Source organism: Ancylomarina salipaludis (genome assembly GCF_004122035.1).
GTDB lineage: Bacteria > Bacteroidota > Bacteroidia > Bacteroidales > Marinifilaceae > Ancylomarina > Ancylomarina salipaludis.
Genome location: NZ_SAXA01000010.1, coordinates 59,283 through 82,287 on the forward strand (window position 1 = coordinate 59,283; position 23,005 = coordinate 82,287).

The 23,005-nt window shown below is 38.4% G+C and carries 10 protein-coding genes and 1 tRNA gene; 9 read left to right on the forward strand and 2 right to left on the reverse strand.

Annotated elements, in window-relative coordinates; translation table 11 throughout:
- Positions 1–38 precede the first annotated feature (38 nt).
- From EO244_RS11630 to EO244_RS11665, 8 genes are all read left to right on the forward strand, one after another.
- Positions 39–3,797, forward strand: a complete 3,759-nt coding sequence (locus EO244_RS11630; RefSeq protein WP_164977481.1) for a T9SS type A sorting domain-containing protein — start codon at positions 39–41, stop codon at positions 3,795–3,797.
- A 133-nt stretch (positions 3,798–3,930) separates the two neighbouring features.
- Positions 3,931–4,383, forward strand: a complete 453-nt coding sequence (locus EO244_RS11635; protein WP_129254852.1) for a DUF4625 domain-containing protein — start codon at positions 3,931–3,933, stop codon at positions 4,381–4,383.
- Between the two features lie 1,259 nt (positions 4,384–5,642).
- Positions 5,643–7,199, forward strand: coding sequence for an acyl-CoA carboxylase subunit beta (locus tag EO244_RS11640; protein WP_129254853.1), 1,557 nt, complete (start codon positions 5,643–5,645; stop codon positions 7,197–7,199).
- A gap of 38 nt (positions 7,200–7,237) precedes the next feature.
- The gene (locus tag EO244_RS11645) at positions 7,238–7,426 is read left to right on the forward strand and encodes a hypothetical protein (protein ID WP_129254854.1); all 189 of its coding nucleotides are present in this window, start codon (positions 7,238–7,240) and stop codon (positions 7,424–7,426) included.
- A gap of 53 nt (positions 7,427–7,479) precedes the next feature.
- Complete coding sequence (locus tag EO244_RS11650) at positions 7,480–9,384, forward strand: pyruvate carboxylase subunit B (RefSeq protein WP_129254855.1); 1,905 nt, start codon at positions 7,480–7,482, stop codon at positions 9,382–9,384.
- 238 nt (positions 9,385–9,622) lie between these two features.
- The gene (locus tag EO244_RS11655) at positions 9,623–9,961 is read left to right on the forward strand and encodes a hypothetical protein (RefSeq protein ID WP_129254856.1); all 339 of its coding nucleotides are present in this window, start codon (positions 9,623–9,625) and stop codon (positions 9,959–9,961) included.
- Positions 9,962–10,509: 548 nt separating this feature from the next.
- On the forward strand, positions 10,510–15,336 hold the full coding sequence (locus EO244_RS11660; RefSeq protein ID WP_129254857.1) for an Ig-like domain-containing protein: 4,827 nt from the start codon (positions 10,510–10,512) through the stop codon (positions 15,334–15,336).
- A 37-nt stretch (positions 15,337–15,373) separates the two neighbouring features.
- The gene (locus EO244_RS11665; RefSeq protein ID WP_129254858.1) at positions 15,374–19,540 is read left to right on the forward strand and encodes a S8 family serine peptidase; all 4,167 of its coding nucleotides are present in this window, start codon (positions 15,374–15,376) and stop codon (positions 19,538–19,540) included.
- A gap of 224 nt (positions 19,541–19,764) precedes the next feature.
- On the opposite strand, the gene EO244_RS11670 is transcribed toward EO244_RS11665, so the two are convergent.
- Positions 19,765–20,142 (reverse strand): hypothetical protein, encoded by a 378-nt coding sequence (locus EO244_RS11670; RefSeq protein WP_129254859.1) that lies wholly within the window; start codon positions 20,140–20,142, stop codon positions 19,765–19,767.
- Positions 20,143–21,071: 929 nt separating this feature from the next.
- Positions 21,072–21,156, reverse strand: a tRNA-Ser gene (locus tag EO244_RS11675).
- Between the two features lie 342 nt (positions 21,157–21,498).
- Here EO244_RS11675 and EO244_RS11680 point away from each other — a divergent pair.
- Positions 21,499–22,905: an MFS transporter gene (locus tag EO244_RS11680; protein WP_129254860.1), complete on the forward strand. Its 1,407-nt coding sequence runs from the start codon at positions 21,499–21,501 to the stop codon at positions 22,903–22,905.
- The last annotated feature ends 100 nt before the right edge of the window (positions 22,906–23,005 follow it).

A 23,005-nucleotide genomic window follows, 5' to 3' on the forward strand; every position in this document is an offset into this window, starting at 1 on the left:
GAAAGGTCCCAATGTCATCTTTAGAAAATTATCAATCTATGAAAAAAAAATACCTCTTGGGTACTGTAGGAATTCTGGCCCTTTCGGCGATTCTAATCGGTAACTACACTCAACCTGCGGGAAAGGAATTTTGCTTCGGTAATTTCACCCCGAAAGAGTTTTGGCAGAAGCAGTTTCAGGAAAAGAAAGTCAAAAGAATGGTTGGCTATAGTAAAGCCAATAAGCCGGATATGTACGGCAAGTATTTTAAGGATATCACCACAAAAATAGGAGAGAGCGAATCGGGCTACAAGATGAACTACAAAACTCTGGAGCTTGAAAACGCGCGAAACAATGGTTCAAAATTAAAAAGCACTAAAGCGGCCTTGAACTTCATTCAGCGAGGCCCGGCCAACATCGGAGGACGTACCCGAGCCATTATTGTAGATCCGGATGATCCCAATAAAAACACTTGGATTGCCGGTAGTGCTACAGGAGGTATCTGGAGAACTACAGATGGAGCTGAAAACTGGACTCATCTATCGGACGATCTTACCAATCTATCAGTGAACGCTTTGGTTATGGCTAATTCAGATCATAGTATTATTTATGCAGGTACAGGAGAAAGTTTTCCCGGAGGTGCCGGAAATATGGGTAATGGTATCTGGAAATCGGTTGATAGAGGAGCTAACTGGACCCAACTAGTTAACACGGCTACGGATGAAAAATTTAGTTATACCAACCGACTTTGGGTGAATCCTGTAAATGCAGATATTGTTATTGCTGCTACAGAATACGGCATATTCAAATCAAAAGATGGAGGTGAAAATTGGAATCAGGTATATGAAAGTGATCCGTTGCTATATGGTGTTGACGATCTTGCCGCTCATCCAGAGGAAGAAAATATCATTTACGCGGGAGAAGGTAGAAAAGGTATTCTTCGCACCACAGATGGAGGAGATACTTGGGAGTTATTTTCCAGAGGTTTGGCTATCGGTACCCGTTACGAGATAGCTGTGTCTCCTGTTAATAAAGACATTGTTTACACCAGTATCAATATTTCGGAAGCAGAATCCACTGTTTTTGTTTCCTGGGATAAGGCAACGAACTGGTATCGATATAAGGATGAAGACTCAATTGAGATTAACGAGAACTTATTAGGGGGGCAGGGTAACTACAATAACACTATAGTGGCACATCCGTTTATTGATAGTGTTGTATTTGTTGGAGGTGTTAATATGTGGAAACTTGCTATTAATCATACAACCACTAAAATTGCCCCGGCCATTAAAGCAGCCTATACTGTTAATACTGATTTTCTATCTTTCGTAAATTTTGAAGGCAGTCACTTGGGAGGAGGTTTAAACTCCGAAGGAGGAACTAACCTTTTAGACTCAGACTGGACTTCAATTGAAATTCGTTTTGGAGAAGGAATCTCGCAAATGGCACATCGTTTTATCGTTCCCGATCAAGCCACTTCAGGGGTTGCAAACTCAAGTTACACTTACGCTGATTACAAAGAGGTGCCCTTCCAGGTTTGGGATATTACAAACAACAAACAGTTAATGGTTTCATTCCGTGACCAGGAAAGAGATGGTTCTTATAATCTCTATACCAGAAAAGGGGAAGGGAAAGAATATGGTGATTTAGGGAGAGAGTATATCTTCATCAATGCCGTGGAGTACAATGCAGACACCCCAGATAATAATATTGCGAAAGCAGGTGGCCACATGTATAAATCGATGTATATGATCTGGCCCGAATTGAAAGAGGGGGCGATCTGGGAGGCCGAAAACTTGCCAGAATCTAAAATCATTGTGGAATACGGAGCCATTGAGTTAGCAGGTGGAGAGACCATCAGTGTTGCAGATGCTTATGGAAACGTGGGTGGAGCAAATAGTTATCAACAAGCTTTCGCCAGAGGTGAAACTAAGATTGAAGGTTTGCATCCCGACCATCACAACATCACCATTATACCAGGAGAAGATAATAATTTCAGAATTATTAACGGAAATGACGGGGGAATTGGTGTTTCAGAGGATAATGGTGTAACATTTAAACAGAAACCCAACAACTATATTACGACACAATTTTATGGCGTAGCTAAAAATCCTGAAGCTAATGAATATATGGGGGGGATGCAGGATAACGGAACATGGCAGTCAGCTGCAGATGAAGATGCCTCCTCCAGCTCCAATTACTATTTCCGTTTGGGTGGAGATGGTTTCGAATGCCTTTGGCATAGTAAAGATCCTAAAAAGCTTTTGGGAAGTATCTACTATAATTCCATCTACAAATCTTTAGACGGTGGGAATAACTGGTCAGCCATTAGTGGGATCTCTTATCAGGATGGTCCCTTCATTACCAGGTTGTCCGCTTCCAAGTGGCATCCTGATGTTGTATTTGCTATTGCCAAAGCCGGTGTTTACAAATCCACCGATTTCGGGGCCAATTGGAAACTTAAAAGAATTAATTCCTATTGGGCAGGAGCCACGAGTAAACACAATGTTGAGGTGTCTTTAGCAGATCCGAACATTGTTTGGGCCGGAGCTGCTATGGTGAAAGATGGTGAATATAAAATTCATGTATCTAAGGATGAGGGAGAAACTTTTACAGCAGTGAATGAATATGAAGAAAAAGACATGAGAGCCTACATCAGTGGAATTGCAACCCATCCTTCGGAACCTTCCACAGCCTATTTGCTTTTTGCTGTTAGTAAATCACCCAAAATTCTTAGAACTACCGATTTGGGGCAAAGCTGGGAGGACATTTCCGGATTTGGAACGGGGGAGAAAAGCTCCAATGGCTTTCCCGATGTAGTGACCCACTCTTTGTTAGTAATGCCTCATGCTCCTAATATCATTTGGGCAGGTACCGAAATAGGTTTGTTTGAATCTACTGACAACGGAGCCAATTGGCATGCTGTAATCAGCAATATGCCTCCTGTTTCTATCTACGATATGCATATTGTTGGTAAGCAAGTTATATTTGCAACGCACGGTAGAGGTGTTTGGAGTGTGGACGTTCCTGAAATAGACAAGGTTCCTGAGATCTCGGAATACAAAGAGGTCGATAATAAAGTCATCAAGCTTGATATGGATGTTAAAGTAAACTACGATCAACTGGATGTTTACCTTAACGGAGAATTGAATCAGGTGATTTCATCTCCAGATTTAGGTGCTCTTAATATTTTATTTGATGTGGAGGAATTCGGGGTTTACAGTTCTTATGTGGTTGGTCACATCGGACAGGAAACTTTTAAATCTAACGTGCAAGAGCTTGAAGTCAAGGACAAAACTCCAGTTATTTCAAGCTTTGAAGTTCTGGATGATTATAAAATGAATATCCAAATGGATGTAACAGTTCCCTATGATAAGCTTGAGGTCTATCTGGATAATAACCTTTATGAGACCGTTAATCATTCAACTTTGGGTACAATTAATATTAAGGTAGACGTGGATGAGGCAAGAGTCTACGAGACTTATGCCATTGGCTATATATTTGATACGTCTTTTCAGTCAGATAGCAAATTTGCAGAAATGATTCCAACTGGTGTGGAGACAATCCATAATGAGGTGGATGATTTCAAGATCTATCCAAACCCTTGCCGTGGGGAATTTAGACTGCAACTCAATAGTTCCAAACAAGCATATACTCTTGAAATCTTCAATTTGATGGGTCGAAAGGTATATGTCAAAAAGGATGAGAATCTTGGGACCAACAGTATTTTTATTAATTCTTTACAAAACGGTGTTTATATCGTTCGCATTACTTCTGGTAATGAGACTTTTAGTTCTAAACTTCGAGTGCTGAAATAATATCGATTATCGTATTTTAAAGAAATGAATTAGAATATTGATATAAGAGCTTGGCTTCGCAATTCAATTGTGTATTGATCAGTTTTATTCGATGGAAGAGAATACAATACATTTTACCGTAAATTAAAAAGATATGGAAATATTAAAATATATCATAGTTATAATCTTCGCTATAGTTTTTATAGGCTGTGAAGATGATGAGAAAAATATTGATGAAATCAAACCAAATATTATTTTGTATAGTCCCACTCGTGCTGCGACAGTTACTGTAGGGAGTGTTTTGAATGTAAGAGCATTAATTTCAGATAATAAAGAATTGAAGGACTATGTTGTGGAAATTAACTATGGAGGTGTAAAATCAACTAAAAATATAGAAGAATTTTATTTTAGCTCTTTTATCGACACTGATGCTTACGGAAATGCTTTACCTGAACTGGTAAAGGGAGCTATTTCTTATAATTTAAATTTTGATATTGCCGTGGGGTACAATACCTATCTAGGCGATTATAATTTAACATTGACTGTAATTGATCAATCTGGCAACTTGATGGAAGAAGTGGTTCAGTTTAGTATTGTTCGACCTTAAGCAGTGCTAAAAGATTTATGGCATTCAACTGGTTTTAACCACCTCCTTAATTAGGAGGTGGTTTTTTATTGTCGAATAACATTGGCTTTCTATGTTGGGTTTAGATATGAAACGGTGATATTTCTCCAGATTATCTACTTCTCATCTAAGTTACACTCCCCGAATTAAACTGTCTCGTTTGATAAGAGAATAGGGAGTGAAAGATGCCTGACAGAGTAATTCTCGAAACTCTGGTGAATTTATTTTGGATATCAGTTGTGTTTTGTTGTAAAGGGTTAAAATTTCATGAATTTCTACTGATTTAGGAGACATTTTAAGATCTAATATTATTTTTTCTTTCCACTTTGTAAATTGAAATAAATGATAAAGATACATTATTGGTTAATAATGGGAATGGAGAATTTAGAGGTCGTGGAGGATAGAGAGTGTTGAGATTCTATTAAAATCAGAAGGACTGGCTTCTGGTAATAGCATCAAACTTCAATTGAAGCATAAATCGTTGAAATGATTTAACTGATGATGTAATCTTTCCTTCACCTGTGGAAAAATGATTGTATTTACTATTGAATAGAGAAATAATTCTCTATAAATAGAATGTGCAATAAGGAATCCTATTAATTTACTCTCTGTACTCAAAATCTTTTTTTTTCGCTAGCTGGAATCCATAGTTTTTTAATCAAACTGCTAAATTATTCGCATCATCTTTATAAGCTAATGGACACACTGAAGCGATTTTTATTTGTACAAAAAATAATCATTAGCATTTTGATACTAATGACTAATTATTCCCATCAACAGGTAGTTTGGTGATTATTAGTTGCTGTTTGAATTAAATATTAGAAGGCGAGTTGTTAGTATGTAGCCTTTCCTTGATAGAAAATGAGATTGAAAAATTCCCAGATTGGGTATTTTCACCCACCAACTATATGTTGTATAGTATTTCTTCTAAAATTTTGATCTAATTTGATAAAGGTCATCCGTTGCTACTTAATTACTTGAAGAATAAGATGATATGTGGTTGTTGGTGGTCGTGTTAGTTGATATACAAACGTTTACGGACATGTATTGGTGTTTTAAAACAGTTTCATATCTACAATGAAAGTATTTATATTCGTCCATCAATAATGAAATAATTCTTTAAACTGGATTCGGATCTAAACAGAAGGTTTAAATATTTAGGTTTAAAATTGAATAGCAATTGAAGTAAAATAGAAACTCCTTGAGGTTTTCTTAGCAAATTACTTGAAAAAAAATATAAAATGAAGGTATCTGAAAAGTTAGATCTCTTAAAGAAAAAAAGAGAAGAAGTTAAAAAAATGGGTGGAGAAGCTCGTGTTGCCAAGCAGCATGAGAAAGGTAAGCTTTCCGCACGTGAGAGAATAGACTTGCTTTTTGATGAAGGAAGTTTTAGAGAGTTGGATATGTTTGTGGAACATCGTTGCGTAAACTTTGGTTTTGAAACAACAGAAATTCCTGCTGATGGCGTAATTACTGGTCATGGTTTAGTGAATGGACGAACAGTATTTGCTTACTCTCAGGATTTTACTTCGCGTGGAGGATCTTTGGGTGAAATGCATGCAGCAAAAATCTGTAAAATAATGGATTTGGCAGTAAGTGCCGGAGCGCCTATTGTTGGACTTAATGATTCAGGTGGAGCACGCGTAGAAGAGGGTGTTGATGCACTAAAAGGTTACGGTGAGGTATTTATGCGTAATTCAAGAGCTTCTGGTGTAATTCCACAGATTTCTGCTATTATGGGTCCTTGTGCCGGTGGAGCAGTTTATTCTCCAGCTATGACTGACTTTGTATACATGGTTAAAAAGCAGAGTCACATGTTTATTACATCTCCTTATGTAATTAAAACAGTAACAGGTGAAGAAACGACTTTTGAAGAACTTGGTGGAGCTATGGCTCACAACGCTAAAAGTGGTAATGCACATTTTGCCTGCGATACTGACGAAGAAACAATTGAGGCTATTCGTGATATTTTAAGTTATCTTCCAAATAATAACTTAGAGGAAACGCCTCAGATTCCAATGGGTGACGATCCTGAGCGTGTTTGCGAGGAACTGGATACGATTATTCCGGATGATCCTAAAACACCTTACGATATGAAAGCTGTAATCGAATCAGTTCTTGATCAGGGTGAGTTTTACGAAGTACATGAGTATTATGCAGAAAATGCAATCATTGGTTTTGGTCGATTAGATAATCGTTCGGTAGGTATTATTGCCAATCAACCTTTAATTCAGGCAGGTTGTTTAGATATTGATGCTTCTGATAAAATTAGCCGGTTTGTTCGTACTTGTGATGCCTTTAATATTCCAATGGTAACCTTTGTTGATGTTCCGGGATACCTTCCAGGTGTACAACAAGAACTAGGTGGTATTATTCGCCATGGAGCAAAACTACTTTGGAGTTATGCAGAAGCTACAGTGCCTAAATTTACTGTAGTAACACGTAAGGATTATGGTGGTGCTTATTTGGCAATGTGTTCTAAGCCATTGGGAGCTGATATGGTATTCGCTTGGCCAACTGCCGAAATTGCAGTAATGGGAGCTAAAGGCGCTGTAGAGGTTATTTCTACTTATAAAAAAGAAATTTCGGCTGCTGATGATAAGCAAGCGAAGACTGATGAGAAAATTAAGGAGTACGAAAATGCATTTAACGTTCCTTATTTGGCAGCTCAGCGTGGCTATATTGATGATGTGATTCTTCCAAGCGAAACTCGTGCCCGATTGATTGATGCATTGAAAGCGATGCATACAAAAGCGGAGGTTTTACCAGCTAAGAAACACGGAAATATTCCATTGTAAGAAAGACTTTAATAAACTAATTATTAATACCAATAATTATGACACGAGAAGAAAAGATTAAAAAAGCAGTTCTTATAGCAGTTGCTCACCATATAGAATTAGAGAAAGCTGAAGCATTAAACGTTGAAAGTTCGACTAATGGTTCTTGGGCACGTACCGGCATTAAAATGATGATGTCCAAACGTAAGATTGTACAGCTTCGTGGTCGAAATCTACGAAGTGCATAATTCTATTTTCCTGTGAATTGGGAAAAGTATTAATTCAAAAAAAAAATAAAAAGATGATATACGATAAGCACGGGGTTTTACAAATGACCCAACTTAATTATGACAGTGATCGTCCGAAAGCTGAGAATCCAATTAAAATTAACGACGTAAGTTTACGTGATGGTCACCAGTCTCTATTCGCTACACGTGGTCGTACAGAGGATATGTTGCCTGTTGCCGAAATGATTGATGAAGCTGGATACAATGCAGTTGAAACATGGGGTGGTGCTACTTTTGATACGATGCACCGTTTCTTGGGTGAAGATCCATGGGAGCGTTTAAGAGTATTGAAAAAGCATATGCCTAAAACACCATTTTCGATGCTTCTTCGTGGGCAGAATGTGGTAGGATACCGTAATTATGCCGATGATGTGGTTCGGGCTTTTGTTCAGCGTTCAATCGATAATGGTATGGATATCTTCCGTTGTTTTGACGCACTGAATGATTTCAGAAATTTCGAAACGGCAGCTAAAGTTATTAAAGATAACAAGAAGCACTTACAAGGTGTTGTATGTTATACTTTGAACCAGCCTCGTTTGGGTGGTGAAGTATACAATATGGAATACTACATCAATAAGGTAAAAGATTTGATCAAGTTTGGTGTTGATTCTATCTGTATCAAAGATATGGCTGGTTTGATTGCACCTTACGATATCTATAATTTGGTACGTGAAATCAAGAAATTCACTGACACACCAATTAACCTGCATACTCACTTTACTTCAGGTATGGGTGACTTGGCAATTTTCAAAGCCATCGAAGCAGGTGTGGATATTGTTGATACATGTATCGGACCTTACGCATACCGTACTTCTCACCCTGCTGTTGAGCCAATGATTATGTCATTATTAGGCACAAACCGCGACTCTGGAATGGATATTAATAAAATTAATGCCATTGCTGAAGAAATGGAGAAATACATTCCTAAATATAAGCACTTAGACAATAGTCCTAAGTATGCAACTACGGATATTAATGTGTTATTACACCAAACTCCGGGAGGAATGCTTTCTAACTTAGTAAATCAGTTGAAAGCTATGGATGCATTGGATAAATTACCAGAAGTATATCGTTTACTTCCTAAAGTTCGTAAAGATCTGGGTAATATTCCATTGGTTACGCCTACATCTCAAATTGTTGGTGTACAAACAGTAAACAATGTACTATTCGATTCTTATGAAGGGGAATATGCACAAATTACCAAAGAAGTAAAAGATCTTTGTTACGGATTGTATGGTAAAACGACTCATCCAATTAACCCTGAGGTTCAAAAGAAAGCGCTTAATGGTTATCCTCGAGGTGAAGAGCCTATTACAGTTCGTCCGGGATCTATTCTTGAGCCAGAGATGGAAGATGTTAAAACTGAATTCGGAAATCTTGCTAAAGATATTGATGACGAAGTTTTATGCGCACTTTATCCTATTACAGGAAAACGCTTCTTGAAATGGAAATATGGTTTGGAAGAAGTACCAGCCGATGTCAAAGCAAAAACCATGGCAGAAGTTGAGAAAGAGCAAGAGCTGATAAGAAAAGCCCTTTCAGGAGAATTGACTTCTAAAGGAAAAGGTAAGGGACGTGAGCTTGAAGTTACTGTTGATGGCGAAACCTTTACTGTAGAAATCAATGACCCTAACGGTCCTGCTACACCTCAATTCAAAGGTCGTAAGAAAAAGGAATCAGCTGCTGACGAATTTGCCACAGGAAGTGTTGTTGCTCCAATTCCAGGTATGATTGTGGAGTGCAAAGTAAAAGTTGGTGATGAAGTAAAAGTAGGAGATACATTAGTAGTACTTGAAGCAATGAAGATGATGAATAATCTTGATGCTAAAGCAGAAGGTACTGTAAAAGAGATTAAATGTGATTCTGGTGATTCTGTTGCTAAAGGCGATTTGCTTTTAGTAATAGAGCCAAAGGCCTAATGACTATTTAATAATTGAGTATTACACCCCCTGAATCTATTTTCAGGGGGTATTTTTTTGTTTTATTTTCCCGGATGTATACTCCAAATGTAAGTTTATTGATTTTTTGAACCTCCAATTCGATTAAAGCCTTCCGTCGCAGAAACGGCTTTGGTTAGGGAATCTAGCCAGGAGTTTTGCATATTAATTGTGTAAGGAATTTGAATTAGATAAACAGGTTAAAGAGCGAAATCAAGTAGTGGTATCTAAGATTTCAACAGAGGAGCAAGTCCTCAAGAAATGGACAGATTTGATGAGCTTATTGGGTGGTTCAAAGCATGTTTTTAATACTTATGTGCAGCGTTTGACCCTTCATAATCTGATTCAGCTAGCTAATGTGTATTTGTTAAAACTAAACAAGCGTTATTCTCTCAGATTGGATTCCATTTATAAATCAGGCAAGGAGCTTTTTTTTTTTAAGTTAATTGACCATTGTCAGACCGATGAAGCCCGCTATTTGGATACATCAGGTGGAGGGGATAAGTTTTTGATCAGTTTGGCTTTAGCACTTGTTTTATCAGATTTGGCCAGTAATTAATGTAAGCATCAATTCACTATTCATTGATGAAGGTTTTGGTATTTTGGATGACCAAAACTTATAGACAGTTATCTCAAGCTTAGAAACGCTACAATCTTAAGGTAAAATGATAGGACCTACCTCTCATGTACAGAATTTGAAGGAATGTAGACCTGCTCAAATAAAAGTTCTTAAAAGGAGCAGTGGCGTGAGTGAGGTTGAGCTGGTGTAGCAATTACTCATATATTCCCAACGACAAAATCGAACTAATTTCTAAGCCTACTATACTTACATATCGTTGAGAAAGCTGAATTAGTTGGATCAACCTCACATCTTAATAGGAGCGAGCCTTTTTTCGTTAATTTTTCGTTTGATATATATTTGGAATACATTATTTATGAATGAGATAACTAAAAGTCTTTGTTTGGATTTAGTTTAAATATTGGGCTGGTTTAAACTTGACAGATTTGACAACTTGTAATTTTAATTATGTGGTGTAAGTTTATTGTGAATTGTTGCATTCTATAAAGAAATGTAGCTGCTTGTTTGTTTTAAACCTAAATCAGGATATGATTAAACCTTTACTCTCATTTTTTTGTTTATTTCTGTTCTTTTGGGGACAAAATACTTCTGCCCAAACAATTTTGTCAGTTAGTAGTATTGAGGCTTCACCTGGTGACGAAATTGTCATTTCAGTAAGCATTGAGAATGATGAGGTATTCAATGCCTTTCAGTTCGATTTGTGTTTTCCCGATCAATTAAGTTGGAAACAAGGGAGTGGAGCACTCAGTAGTCGAGCTGATGGTCACACTCTTTCGGTCGATTTAGTTGAACCAGGGCGTCTACGTATTATCTCCTATTCGATGACTCTTGCTGAATTTTCAGGGAGCACAGGAGAGGTGTTTCAAACTCGCTTTGTGGTGGGAAATAATCCAGGAACATGGTCTCTGACTCCAGAGAATGTGACTGTTGGTGGGTCGTCAGGAGATATTTTGGATCAAGTGAATGTAGGTGCTTTTACTCTACGGGCTCCCAACTTAGTTATAAGTTCGGATGTTCTTGATTTTGGAGAGGTACCCCTTGGTGAAAATAAAACTGAAAACTTACTGCTTCAAAATACAGGTAATCAAAATCTTAATGTGACTGGCTTTACTTTTGGTGATTCGCGATTTTCATCTTCCGAAGTGCAATCTTTTATCATACCCCCCGGGCAAACCCATAGTTTGAGTATTAAATTTAATTCTGAGACTAAAGGTCTAATAGAATCGAGTTTTACGATACAGTCAGATCAGTCTAAAGGTGATGTTGCAACAAGACTTCAAGCTTTGGCTTTCGCCGTTAATGAAATTCATTTGCTCGCTGCCACAGGACATTCCGGACAAGAAGTAGAAGTGCCAATCAGCTTGAATAATATGGAAGCTTTTTCAGGCTTTCAATTTTCTATTCCCTTACCAGATGTGGCTACTTTTGTAAAGGGCTCAGCAAAACTAAATTCTGAAAGAATAACAGATCATGTTCTTACCGCCGATACAACAAATCACAAATTAACCATTATTGCTTACTCTCCTTCTAACGCAGCTTTTATTGGGACTGATGGATCAATCATGACAATTCAGTTGAACTTGCAAGGGCAGGGAGGTTATTACTCAATTAATCTACAGGATGCTATTATTGCCAGTGCTGAGGGTGAAAACATTATATCAGCAGTTTATGGAGCTAGCCTTAGAGTAAAAGCGCCTCAAATTTCAGTTGAAGCTAGTTTAATAGATTTTGCTCAGGTTTCTTCTCTTGAAACACAATCTCGAGACTTAGTCATTCACAACTATGGTGATACAGAATTACGTATTGATGAATTGGTGTTTGGTGACAATCATTTTTCTACTAGCAGTATAGCTCCAATATTAATACCTTCTTATGGTAGCGAAACGCTTTCGATTCAGTTTTCAGCTGATGATGGATTGCTTCACGACAGTTTTCTAAGAATTCGGTCTAATGATGTGGAACGGGATCCAATGAATATTCAGTTATTGGCTCAATCCTATCTTCCCAACGAGTTACAAATTGTGGATGTCTGGTCTCAGGCTTCAAGTCGTGATACCCTATATGTTAATTTGTTTAATCAAGAAGGAGTCAGTGGCTTTCAATTTGATATAGAGTTTCCATCAGGTTTAAATCCGGCATCTTCAGAGTCTTTTCTTACCAATCGTAAATCGGATCACGCTCTTGTCGCATCAGATCTTTCTTCCGGTAAAATTCGCGTACTCTGCTGGTCAGCCTCTTTAAGTGTATTTTCAGGAACGGATGGTCTTATTGTTGGTATCCCGGTTGATATTGCAGCAGATGTTACAGGTTCTCAAAATATACAACTTACCAGTGTGGTGATCAGTAACGAGAAAGGAAAGAGTATTGAGTCAGGCTTTAGTAATGGAACTCTCACCATAGGAATGGATTTATCACAGGTCGATTATCACATTGCTGAGGGAAAACTTTTGAATACGACAGCAGCGATGGAATATGCAATGGGAGATGATAATTGGAAAACCTGTACTGAAGTAGAGACTCTGAATGTTCTGTTTACTGAGGGTGATTTAAAACTAAGAGAAATATCGATTCCTTCAAATACAAGGCTTATTGCGTCACTTTCCAGGCCCAAAGGACCTGGCTTTCAAATTGATTTTATGAATGAATCAACTCTGGAGGCAATCCCAGAGAATGTTTGCTATTCAGTAAATGCAGATCTGACGGAAAATCTGTATTGGGGATCAAATCAGATTGTGGCACTAAGTCCGGGACAGGATTTGTATTTCCGTATAAAGGCAACAGCTCATGAATTAGCTTCTCATATCGAAAAGCTTAACGTTCCTGCACGACCCGTTTCACCTGTTCACACCATCGATTATGAAAATGAACAAACTTCCGAAGTGGTAGCAACCAATGAAGCGTACAGTACTGATGGATTTGTGAATGTTAGTAAGGAAGGTACTGGTAATCACTTGGACTTAAGTCCTGGGAATAATATTTGGTTTGTTTATCCGGCTACTGAAAGTAGCTTTCGATCTGACATAGTGAAACTGGAAGTAAAAGCTCGTCCGACCAAACCCGTTTTTACGGTGGACTATGCACAGATGAAAACGTCTGAGATTGTTTCGGAAACAATAGAATATGCTAATGATGCAGCCTATACTCAGAATTATGGTGTAGGTACTGGTCAGGTGTTTTCATTAGCCCCAGGTTTTAGTTATTGGTTTCGTGTAATGGCTTCTAATACAAGTGAGCAATTCCGCAGCGAAAGCTCTCAATTGCAAGTTGCTACCGTTCCTACTGCACCAAACTATACGATTGATTACCTGAACGAACAGACAACTGAGGGAATTCCTGAAAATGTGGAATATGCCGAAGATGATCAATTTACTCAGAATGTGCGAAGGGGTACAGGATTAATGATTACTGTCGTACCGGGAATTAATTTGTGGTTCCGAGTGGCTCAAACTGGAAATAGTCCTTCGGGAGAGATTAGTCATTTAGCGGTGCCTCAACGACCTACTGTTCCTGTTCATACCATTGATTATGAAAGGGAACAAACTTTCGAAATTATTACAAGCAATGAAGCATACAGTTCCGATGGATTTGTGAATGATAGTCAAGAAGGAAGAGGTGCTTGTCTGGACTTAATTCCCGGGAATAATATTTGGTTTGTTTATCCGGCTACTGAAAGTAGTTTCCGTTCTGACAAGGTAAAACTGGAAGTGAAAGCTCGTCCAACGATACCCATTTTTACAGTTGACTATGCGCAGATGAAAACTTATGAGATTGTTTCGGAAATGGTAGAATATGCCAATGATATAGCTTATAGCCAAAATTATGGAGTCGGTGTGGGGGAAGCAATATCACTGATTATTGATAAAACATACTGGTTCAGGTCGTCTGCCTCTAATGCCGATGAGCAATTCCGTAGTGAAAGCTATCAATTAGATGTTACTTCTATTCCTGCTGCACCACAATATACCATCGATTATCTTAATGAACAGACAGCACAGGAGATTTCCGAAAGTGTGGAATATGCCGAGGATGCAGACTTCACCCAAAATATTAAAAGAGGAACTGGAGTGAAAATTACCTTGGAACCAGGGAAAGATCTGTGGTTTAGAATAGCCTCAACAGATAACAATCCTGTGGGAACTATTTATCATTTAATTGTACCTATACGACCAGACTCGCCAAATCATACCATCGATTATGAAAATGAACAAACTTTCGAAATTGTAACAAGCAATGAAGCATACAGTTCCGATGCATTTGTGAATGATAATCAAGATGGAAGAGGTGATTGTCTGGACTTAATTCCCGGGAATAATATTTGGTTTGTTTATTCGGCTACTGAAAGTAGTTTCCGTTCTGAGAAAGTAAAACTGGAAGTGAAAGCTCGTCCTGCGAAACCCGTTTTTACTGTTGACTATACACAGATGAAAACCACTGAGATTGTACCAGAGACCGTTGAATATGCTTATGATGCAGTCTATACTCAGAATTATGGCGTAGGTACTGGTCAGGTGATTTCATTAGCCTCAGGTCTTAGTTATTGGTTTCGTGTAATGGCTTCCAATGCCAATGAGCAATTTAGAAGTAAAAGTTACCAATTGGATGTGTCTACGATTCCTGCAGCACCGCAATATACGATTGATTACCTGAACGAACAGACAGCACAGGAGATTCCAGAAAGTGTGGAGTATGCCGAAGATTTAGACTTTACCCAAAATATTCAAAAAGGAACAGGAGCAAAGATTGCTGTACTACCGGGAACAGATTTATGGTTTAGATTGTCTCAAAGTGATAATCATGATGCAGGAGAGAAATTTCACCTGATGGTACCTGATAGACCTTTGGCTCCAATTGTGGTCGAGGAAAATAATGAAACCAAAGTTTTTGACTGGAATTGGGTGGACACTTTTGATCAAGCTGAAGATTATGATTTTTCAATGGACGGAGGAGAGAGCTGGAAGCCTGTTTCAGAAAAGCCTCTGCGAATTGGTGACATTTCACTGCCTGCAGGAATGCTGCAAGTTCGATTGGCAAGCCATATAGATGGTGATGTTCTTTGCTTTTCAGGAATGGAGCTGGTTTCAACAATTGACTTCTCTGTTGTTACAGGAATTGAAGATTTTGAAGCCCATATCTCTGTTTATCCTAACCCGGTTCACAACTATGTTAGAATCCAGCTTCCTGCTTACCAGGATGCTCGTTTAGTTTTAACCAACCAACAAGGTCAAGTTGTTCTTATTCGAAAACTTAAGGAGGAGAGTTTCAGCTTGAATCTTTCCCATTTGTCTTCTGGTATCTATTTCCTTGTTCTGGAAATTGATGGATCTCGAACCACAAAAAAAATCATCAAATTATAATAATACAAGTCTTTGCTAATTCTATAAACACAATACTATGAATCGATTTTACACTTTAATTCTTTTTTCCCTTCTGTTTGGTACAGGGAATCTAAAAGCTCAGGAAGCTTCTGCTTTTGTAAAGGGAAAAAGTGAGCGGTTTGATCCACGTTCGGATCAGAACAATTTTGTGCCCAATGAGGTACTGGTAAAATTTAAAGATGACGTAATACTGAAATCCGGAAGCTTAAAGTCTTCTTTCATAAATGGTTTGGATGCAGTTCTTAGTAAGCATGGTTTAACTGTTGGAGAAGAAATGTTCCCGGGAGCACGAAAACTGAAAAGTGGACAACGTTTTGTTATAACTCCCACCGGGGAGAAAATGGAGCTGCCTAGTATGAAAAATGTTTTCCGCCTAAGCTTGTCGAAGACAAAGTCGGCAAAAGCAGAACCTGTGAACATACACCAGGCTATGGAGGAGTTGAAGGCCTTATCCGAAGTGGAGTATGTCGAACCCAACTATATTTTTTCGATTGGTGATTTTAAACCGGCTGGTCCGGAAATGAGCCAGGAGGAGATTGCAGCAAGTGCTGCTAATGATAACTTATCGACCAAATCATCAGGTACGATTCCTAATGATCCCCTATACAACTCTCAATGGGGTATTCCTGCTTGTAATATTGATGATGTATGGACAGGCCATTCAGGTGATGGTTCATCGGTAATTGCTATTTTAGATACAGGAGTGGACTGGGAACATGCCGACTTAACCGACAATATTTGGGTGAATGAGGCTGAATTGAACGGAGCTGAAGGTTACGATGACGATGGTAATGGCTTTATAGATGATATCCGTGGATGGGACTTTATTAACCAGGATAACGATCCTAAAGATGATAACTCTCACGGAACCCACTGTGCAGGTATTGCTGCAGGGGTAGGAAATAATGAAGTCGGGATTACCGGTGCAAACTGGAAAGCCAAAATTATGCCCATTAAGGTGTTCCAATCTTCCGGACGTGCCGATGCGGCTACAATTGCCAAAGGAGTGAGCTATGCAGCTGATAATGGAGCCCATGTGCTCTCAATGAGTTTTGGTGGCTATGCCGAATCCATTACTATGCGCAATGCCCTGGCTAATGCTTACGCAACTGCTGTTCTGGTAGCTGCTGCTGGTAATGATGGATTGTGTATTGGTCCGGAACGTTGCCTTGATAAACGTTGGGGACTTCCTGAATATCCCGGAGCCTTTTCCTTTGTACTTGGCGTAGAAGCAAATTCAGAATCTGCGAGAGCTGGTTTTTCCAATTTTGATCAGGATGGTCCTGTCTTTTCAAAATACCATGATCTGCTGAATTATGAATTGAAAGCGCCTGGAGTGGGGATTCTATCTACAGTTCCTGGTGGGAACTATCGTTCTTATAATGGAACCTCAATGGCGACGCCATTGGTGGCGGGTGCTGTTTCCTTATATTTGGAGCAAAGACCTGATGATTCACAGGAGATTCTTTTTGGTAATTTGATCAATTCAACAGGAAGTCATTTGGATTTAAATGCAGCATTAAATGTAGTTGCTGAGCCTCGTTTGGCCATTGTATCCTATGAAGTAATTGATACCCTTGACGGTGATCGGGATGGAAGAGCGGATGCTGGTGAAACTATTGAACTGAAAGTAAAAGTTCGAAATACCTGGGCACAGGCCAATGATGTAAAAGTCGGTGTTCAGTTTCAGGAATTCGAAGATCCAACGGTTGCTGATTTAATAGCTTCTGAAGCTTTGATTGGTAATGTCTCAGCTTATGCCACCAGAGAAAGCGATATATCTCTAAAACTTAAGATAGCCGATGATGTTATTGACGGTAGAGATATTGCTCTGGAACTGGATACCTGGTATGGAGATAATTTAGGGCTTAAAACGAAAAAGATTATCCTAAGTGTAGAGAATGGGGTGGAGCTAAAAGGCATCATTTCCGAAGATATGACTCTATATCCAGATAAGCATTATATTATTATGGATAATATCGCTATTCCCAATGGAGTAACGCTTACTATAAAACCAGGAACAACACTGAAATTTGGGGAAGGTATAAGTATGGTTGTGGCTGGAACAGTGAATGCCATTGGAACCAAAGATAGTTTAATTTACTTTACTAAAAGAGATTTAGGTTTGAATTGGATGGGAGTGAAAACGGAAGGTAGTTCTAGTTTTCGAGCTAAATATTGTGTGTTTGAATATGCTGGTATTACTGATCGATTTGTTCTTAATCTTAGTTCAAGTGGTGAGTCTAATTTAGATAATTGTAAAGTACAATATTTGAGTAATAGAAATTATGGAATGAATGTTGGGTATAATACAAGTGTGATAAATTCTTGCTTTTATTACAATGATTGGAATTTCTATGCAATAAGATTAGATAATAATCCAGGTGGACTTAAAAATTGTAATATAATTTCGAATAATAATTCTGCATGGAGCACTGCATATGGAGGAGCGATAGGTTCGTATCAATCTAGTTTCTATTTGAATGAATGTAATGTGTTTTCAAATATTCACACCCCTACTAATCAGGAGATAAATATAGCCTCAAGTTCTAGTGAATTTGTAGTTTCTATGTTAGATTCTACTTACTATGGTACAGGTAATGAAGACAAAATTAATAGTGGAATTTATGATTTCCCGGAAAGAGGAGAAGGAATTTGGTTTGATATTTCAAAAAAGATGAAACGTCCTTCTAAAGAAGCCCATGGTATCGTTTGGAAAGTCCTTGTAAACGGAGTGGATGCCCAAGATGAATACGATTCGTTAGACCCGGTAGGCGTTGGTAAGCAGAAGTTTGAAGTTTATTTTAACCGTCCTATGGATGTTGAAATTACACCAAATATTTCAATGGGCGTTCGTTATCCTTATTCTCAAACGTCTATTGCCGAGGAAGGCAGCTGGAGTGCTGACTCAATGATCTACACGGTATACGGTACGCTTGGTTTGAATACGGGGGATGGCATCAATACCATTCGTGTAGAAGGTGCTAAGGATACAGATCATTTCGAAATCCCAATTGAGGATAGGCGTTTTAGAGTCTTGGTGAGTGCCGCGGGTTCATTGGCTGATGGTTTTGGAGCAACCCCTGGTATGGGTAAAGTAGACTTGAATTGGGAAGTGCCCGAGGGAGAGGTTTCCGACCTTTTGGGCTACAATATGTATCGATATACTTTTGTCGATGAAGAGAATACCTCTGATACCCTCATGATAAACACGCAATTGCTTTCGGAACCGGATTATACCGACTTTGAGGTAGAGCCTGCGACAAAGTATTTTTACACTTATAAAACAGTTCGTACCAATTTTACCGAATCGGATTATTCAAAAGTGGTCGCAGCTACGCCACTAACAGCAGCCAAAGGTGATGCTAATGGTGATTTATTTGTAAATGTGGTTGATGTGACTACAACGGTTTCACAAATCCTGCAAAAGGAACCGAAACCCTTTATTTTCGATGCAGCTGATATTAATGGGGATGCTACTATCAATGTCCTGGATATTACAGGTATTGTCAATTTGGTACTTCATCCTGCAACAAAAAGCAGTCAAGCTTCTAATGGTGCTATGCTTGCCGAATTCTATATCCGTCAGGATACACTGTTTGCAAATAGTCCTGTGGCTTTGGGAGGGGTTCAGTTCATGCTTTATGAAACAGAAAAAGGGGCTTATCAGGTTCTTCCTGCTCTTAAAGATATGGAGCGGGCCGAGATGCTGAAAGGAGATAGTTTATTATTCCTTGCTTACAGTATGAGAGGAAATACATTGTCAACAGGAGAAGTACCTTTATTAAAATTGGGCAATTCTGAATCATATATCGATAATCTGGTACTTGCGTCATCTAATGGTGATAAGGTAGAAGGTATTGTGGGTAAAGCTAAACCAGTCTTCGATGACTTGGATGATAAGGAGCAAGTTGCAAAATTGCTTAATAATTACCCTAACCCATTCACCGATAATACAACAATTCAGGTGGAAATAAAATCGCCAGTGGAGAAAGTGGAAATTGATATTATTGATATTCAAGGTAGAAAAGTAGATGTCTTGAAAGACTATAACCTAAGCCCAGGTTTGTATCAATTTACATGGCATCCGGGAATACATAAAGGTGTTTTTATAGCTGTTTTAAAAGTTGTAAAGGATAGGAAATCCTATAATGGACAATCGATTAGAATGCTAGTAGAGTAAAATCTATTTGTATAAATAAATGAAGGAGTGCTCAGTTTGGGCATTCCTTTTTTATTTGAAGTAAAGCAGTATTAAATTTGCTTAAGAAGAAAGAAACTCAATCTTTGGTCTTTACTAAAGGGTTCAAACGGAATGTTTGTTATAGAGGTGAAAAAGGAATGATTACATCGGATCAAGTTGCAGAGTAGCCAAAGCTACACCTTATTTAACTAGTCAAATCGTTTTTAATCTTTAATTAATGTCAAGCTTAATTTAGTATATTGGTCATCAGTATCATTTGCATCTAATTGATAAGTGTAATTACCATTTTTAAGAAGTGTTTCTCCAACATAATCAATTGGTTGTAAAGTATATGTTTTTCCATCAATTTCTAATTCAACAAAAGCATAGCTATAAGCTTTGTCAAAATCTTTATATTCAGATTTTTGTCCAGACTTTAAATTCTCGAAGTTTACATCTCCAGTTGTAGTGTTTACAACAATATTTTGAAAATCATATTGGCTAACATTTGATAATCGAATTTTAACTTCATTGTTCTCATTATCTTTTGAGCAGCCGAATAGTGTGACTATTGTAATACATAGAATCAGAGTTTTCTTCATGGTTTTTATTTTAAGTTTCTTATTTCTAGTGATGTAAGCTAGCGCCAAAGGTTGCGTTAAATGTTTGCCAACTAGGCAATATATTGTTCTGACGGCAAATGTTATGCGGATGTATCCGCCACAGCCTGAATGTGAGTTTAATTATCCTGATTTGTTAGAAAGAAAAAAGCCTGCTATTGCAATAAATTGCTTTGGTGGGCGAAGGTGGGGAGAGAGGGATGATTCGTTCGTTCCTTACTCATTAATGTGGATCAGTTATAAAAGTTGGGTCAAAGTGATTAAATATATTTTAGGATTATCTTTTAAATTTTTCGCTCAAGCCGCTAGGCTTCTACTTTTACTCATATAATAATATCACATTAAGGAATTCATGATTTTCAATTCTCCTTAGATGAGAAAAGTAGACAACCCCGAAGGGCTCATGAGCACTAGAAATTACATTTGCGAATAAAAGAATCAAGTCAGCCTGATCCTTGTTTTCTCTAAGTGGAAAGAAAATTAGCACGCTTCACGGCAGGCTGACAAGACACGCCCAAAACATTTTTATAAAAAATGATTGAAATTGTGAGACGTTTTTTTGTTTCTGGCCTTGGCAACGCAAGTGGGGACCCATAGGTGAAAAAGGCGTTAAAAACAGAATGCTGTTTGAGTGAGGTACGAACGAGTTCAGTCTGTTTAGCCTTTGAACCGTGATGGGTCACTGAGTGCCGGAGCCATTGATTTTTGTTACTTTTCATCAAGGAAAAGTAAATAAAAGAGAAAAAATGGTTCGTATCACGGATCTAAGATTTTTTCCTGTTTAGGCTTACCAAAATTAATACTTGGAATTAGAAAGACCCAACTTTTACCAGTGATCCATCCGTTCTCATCCATAAACATTTAGGAACAAAAAAAGCACCAAAGTATTTCTACCTTGATGCTTCATTCAGCGGAGAGAGAGGGATTCGAACCCCCGGTACGTTGCCGCACAATGGTTTTCAAGACCACCGCATTCGACCACTCTGCCATCTCTCCAGTATTTGTATGTGTTATCTCTTGTGATAACGGGTGCAAATGTAAGTCAAAAAAGATTGTTTCGCAAATATACAGGCCCCTCTGGAAGAATATTTTTTTGTTAAAATAAGCAATGGGTTGACATTAATGAATTTAATAAACAGGTTTATGTAGAAATAAAAATGGAATTTCGTTTTTATGTCCGAAATTGTAAGAGCGTTTGGGGCATAAATCAGTTTGGTTTAATTTTTGTTTGGGATGGAAAGTCGGGTTTTCCCTATTTGAAGAGCAAGCCAGTCAATTTATTTTTGCGCACTGAATGTGCGACAACTATACCTTAAATAAATTAAACTGTGAATTAAAATGAGTGTTGAAAAAAAAAGTACTATAAAAGAGCGCTTTTCCAGAGCCTTTTGGGTGGCCAACTCGGTTGAATTATTGGAACGTGCGGCATATTACGGGGTTTTTATTGTAATTACAATTTACCTTTCCCGCATATTGGGTTTTAGTGATATGGAGTCGGCATTAATTTCGGGTAGTTTTTCTGCCGGATTGTATTTGCTACCAACCTTCAGTGGCGCATTAGCTGATAAAATGGGTTTTAAGAATGCTTTACTATTAGCATTTAGTCTCTTAACTGTTGGATATGCTGGTTTGGCAATTCTTCCTACCATGCTGGAATCTGCAGGTTTGGTTGAATATACAGATATTACCGTTTTTAAAGGCTTAAGAGAAAGTTCTTATAAGTGGATGGTCGTTCCGGTCATTATTGTAATCATGATTGGTGGTTCTTTCATCAAATCGGTGATTACAGGAACAGTAGCCAAGGAGACGACTGAAGCCACACGTGCAAAAGGTTTTTCTATCTTTTATATGATGGTTAATATTGGTTCTTTTTCTGGAAAAACCATTGTAAAGCCATTGCGTGAAGCTATGGGTAACGAAGGTTTGGTGAACTTGAACTATTTCTCAGCAACCATGACTGGTTTAGCCTTAATTGGTGTTTTCTTTTTCTTTAAGAGTGCTCGCCATGAAGGAGAAGGTAAAACGATTCGTGAGATTTGGGATGCCCTTTTAAGAGTATTGGCAAATGGTCGTTTGGTTGCTTTAATTTTGATTGTAACCGGATTTTGGATGGTTCAGCACCAATTGTATGCAACCATGCCGAAGTATGTATTGCGTATGGCCGGCGAGGGGGCTTCACCATCCTGGTATGCCAATGTGAATCCTTTGGTTGTGGTGCTTTCGGTAGGATTAATCACCCAACTCTTACGTAAGAAAACAGCCCTGTTCTCAATGACTGTGGGGATGTTTATCATGCCAATTTCAGCCATGTGTATGGCAGCGGGTAATCTTTTGGATGTGGAGTCTGTTGACTTAGGTCTGTTTAGCTTGCATCCGGTTGCCTTTATGATGATTGTGGGGATTGTTTTTCAAGGTTTGGCCGAATCCTTTATTTCGCCACGTTTCCTTGAGTATTTCTCCTTGCAGGCGCCTAAGGGTGAGGAGGCTATGTATTTGGGCTTTTCTCACTTGCATTCATTTATCTCCTCAATCTTAGGTTTTGGATTATCGGGATACTTGCTTTCCAGATACTGCCCGGATCCAATGTTGTTTGAGAATCATGCGGCCTGGGAAGAAGCATCCGTACATGCCCATTACATCTGGTATTATTTTGTAGCGATAGCTGCTACATCTGCCATCGCCCTGATTATATTCGGACGAATAACGCGTAAACTTGATGCCAAGCAAGCGCTTGCTGAAGCATAATGATAGAATTCCTCGGGGCTTGGCTCTGAGGACCTTATTAAGGCTGTCTAAAAAGTAGAATCTGGTCGTATTCAACGACTTCCCTAAAGGGAAGTCGTTG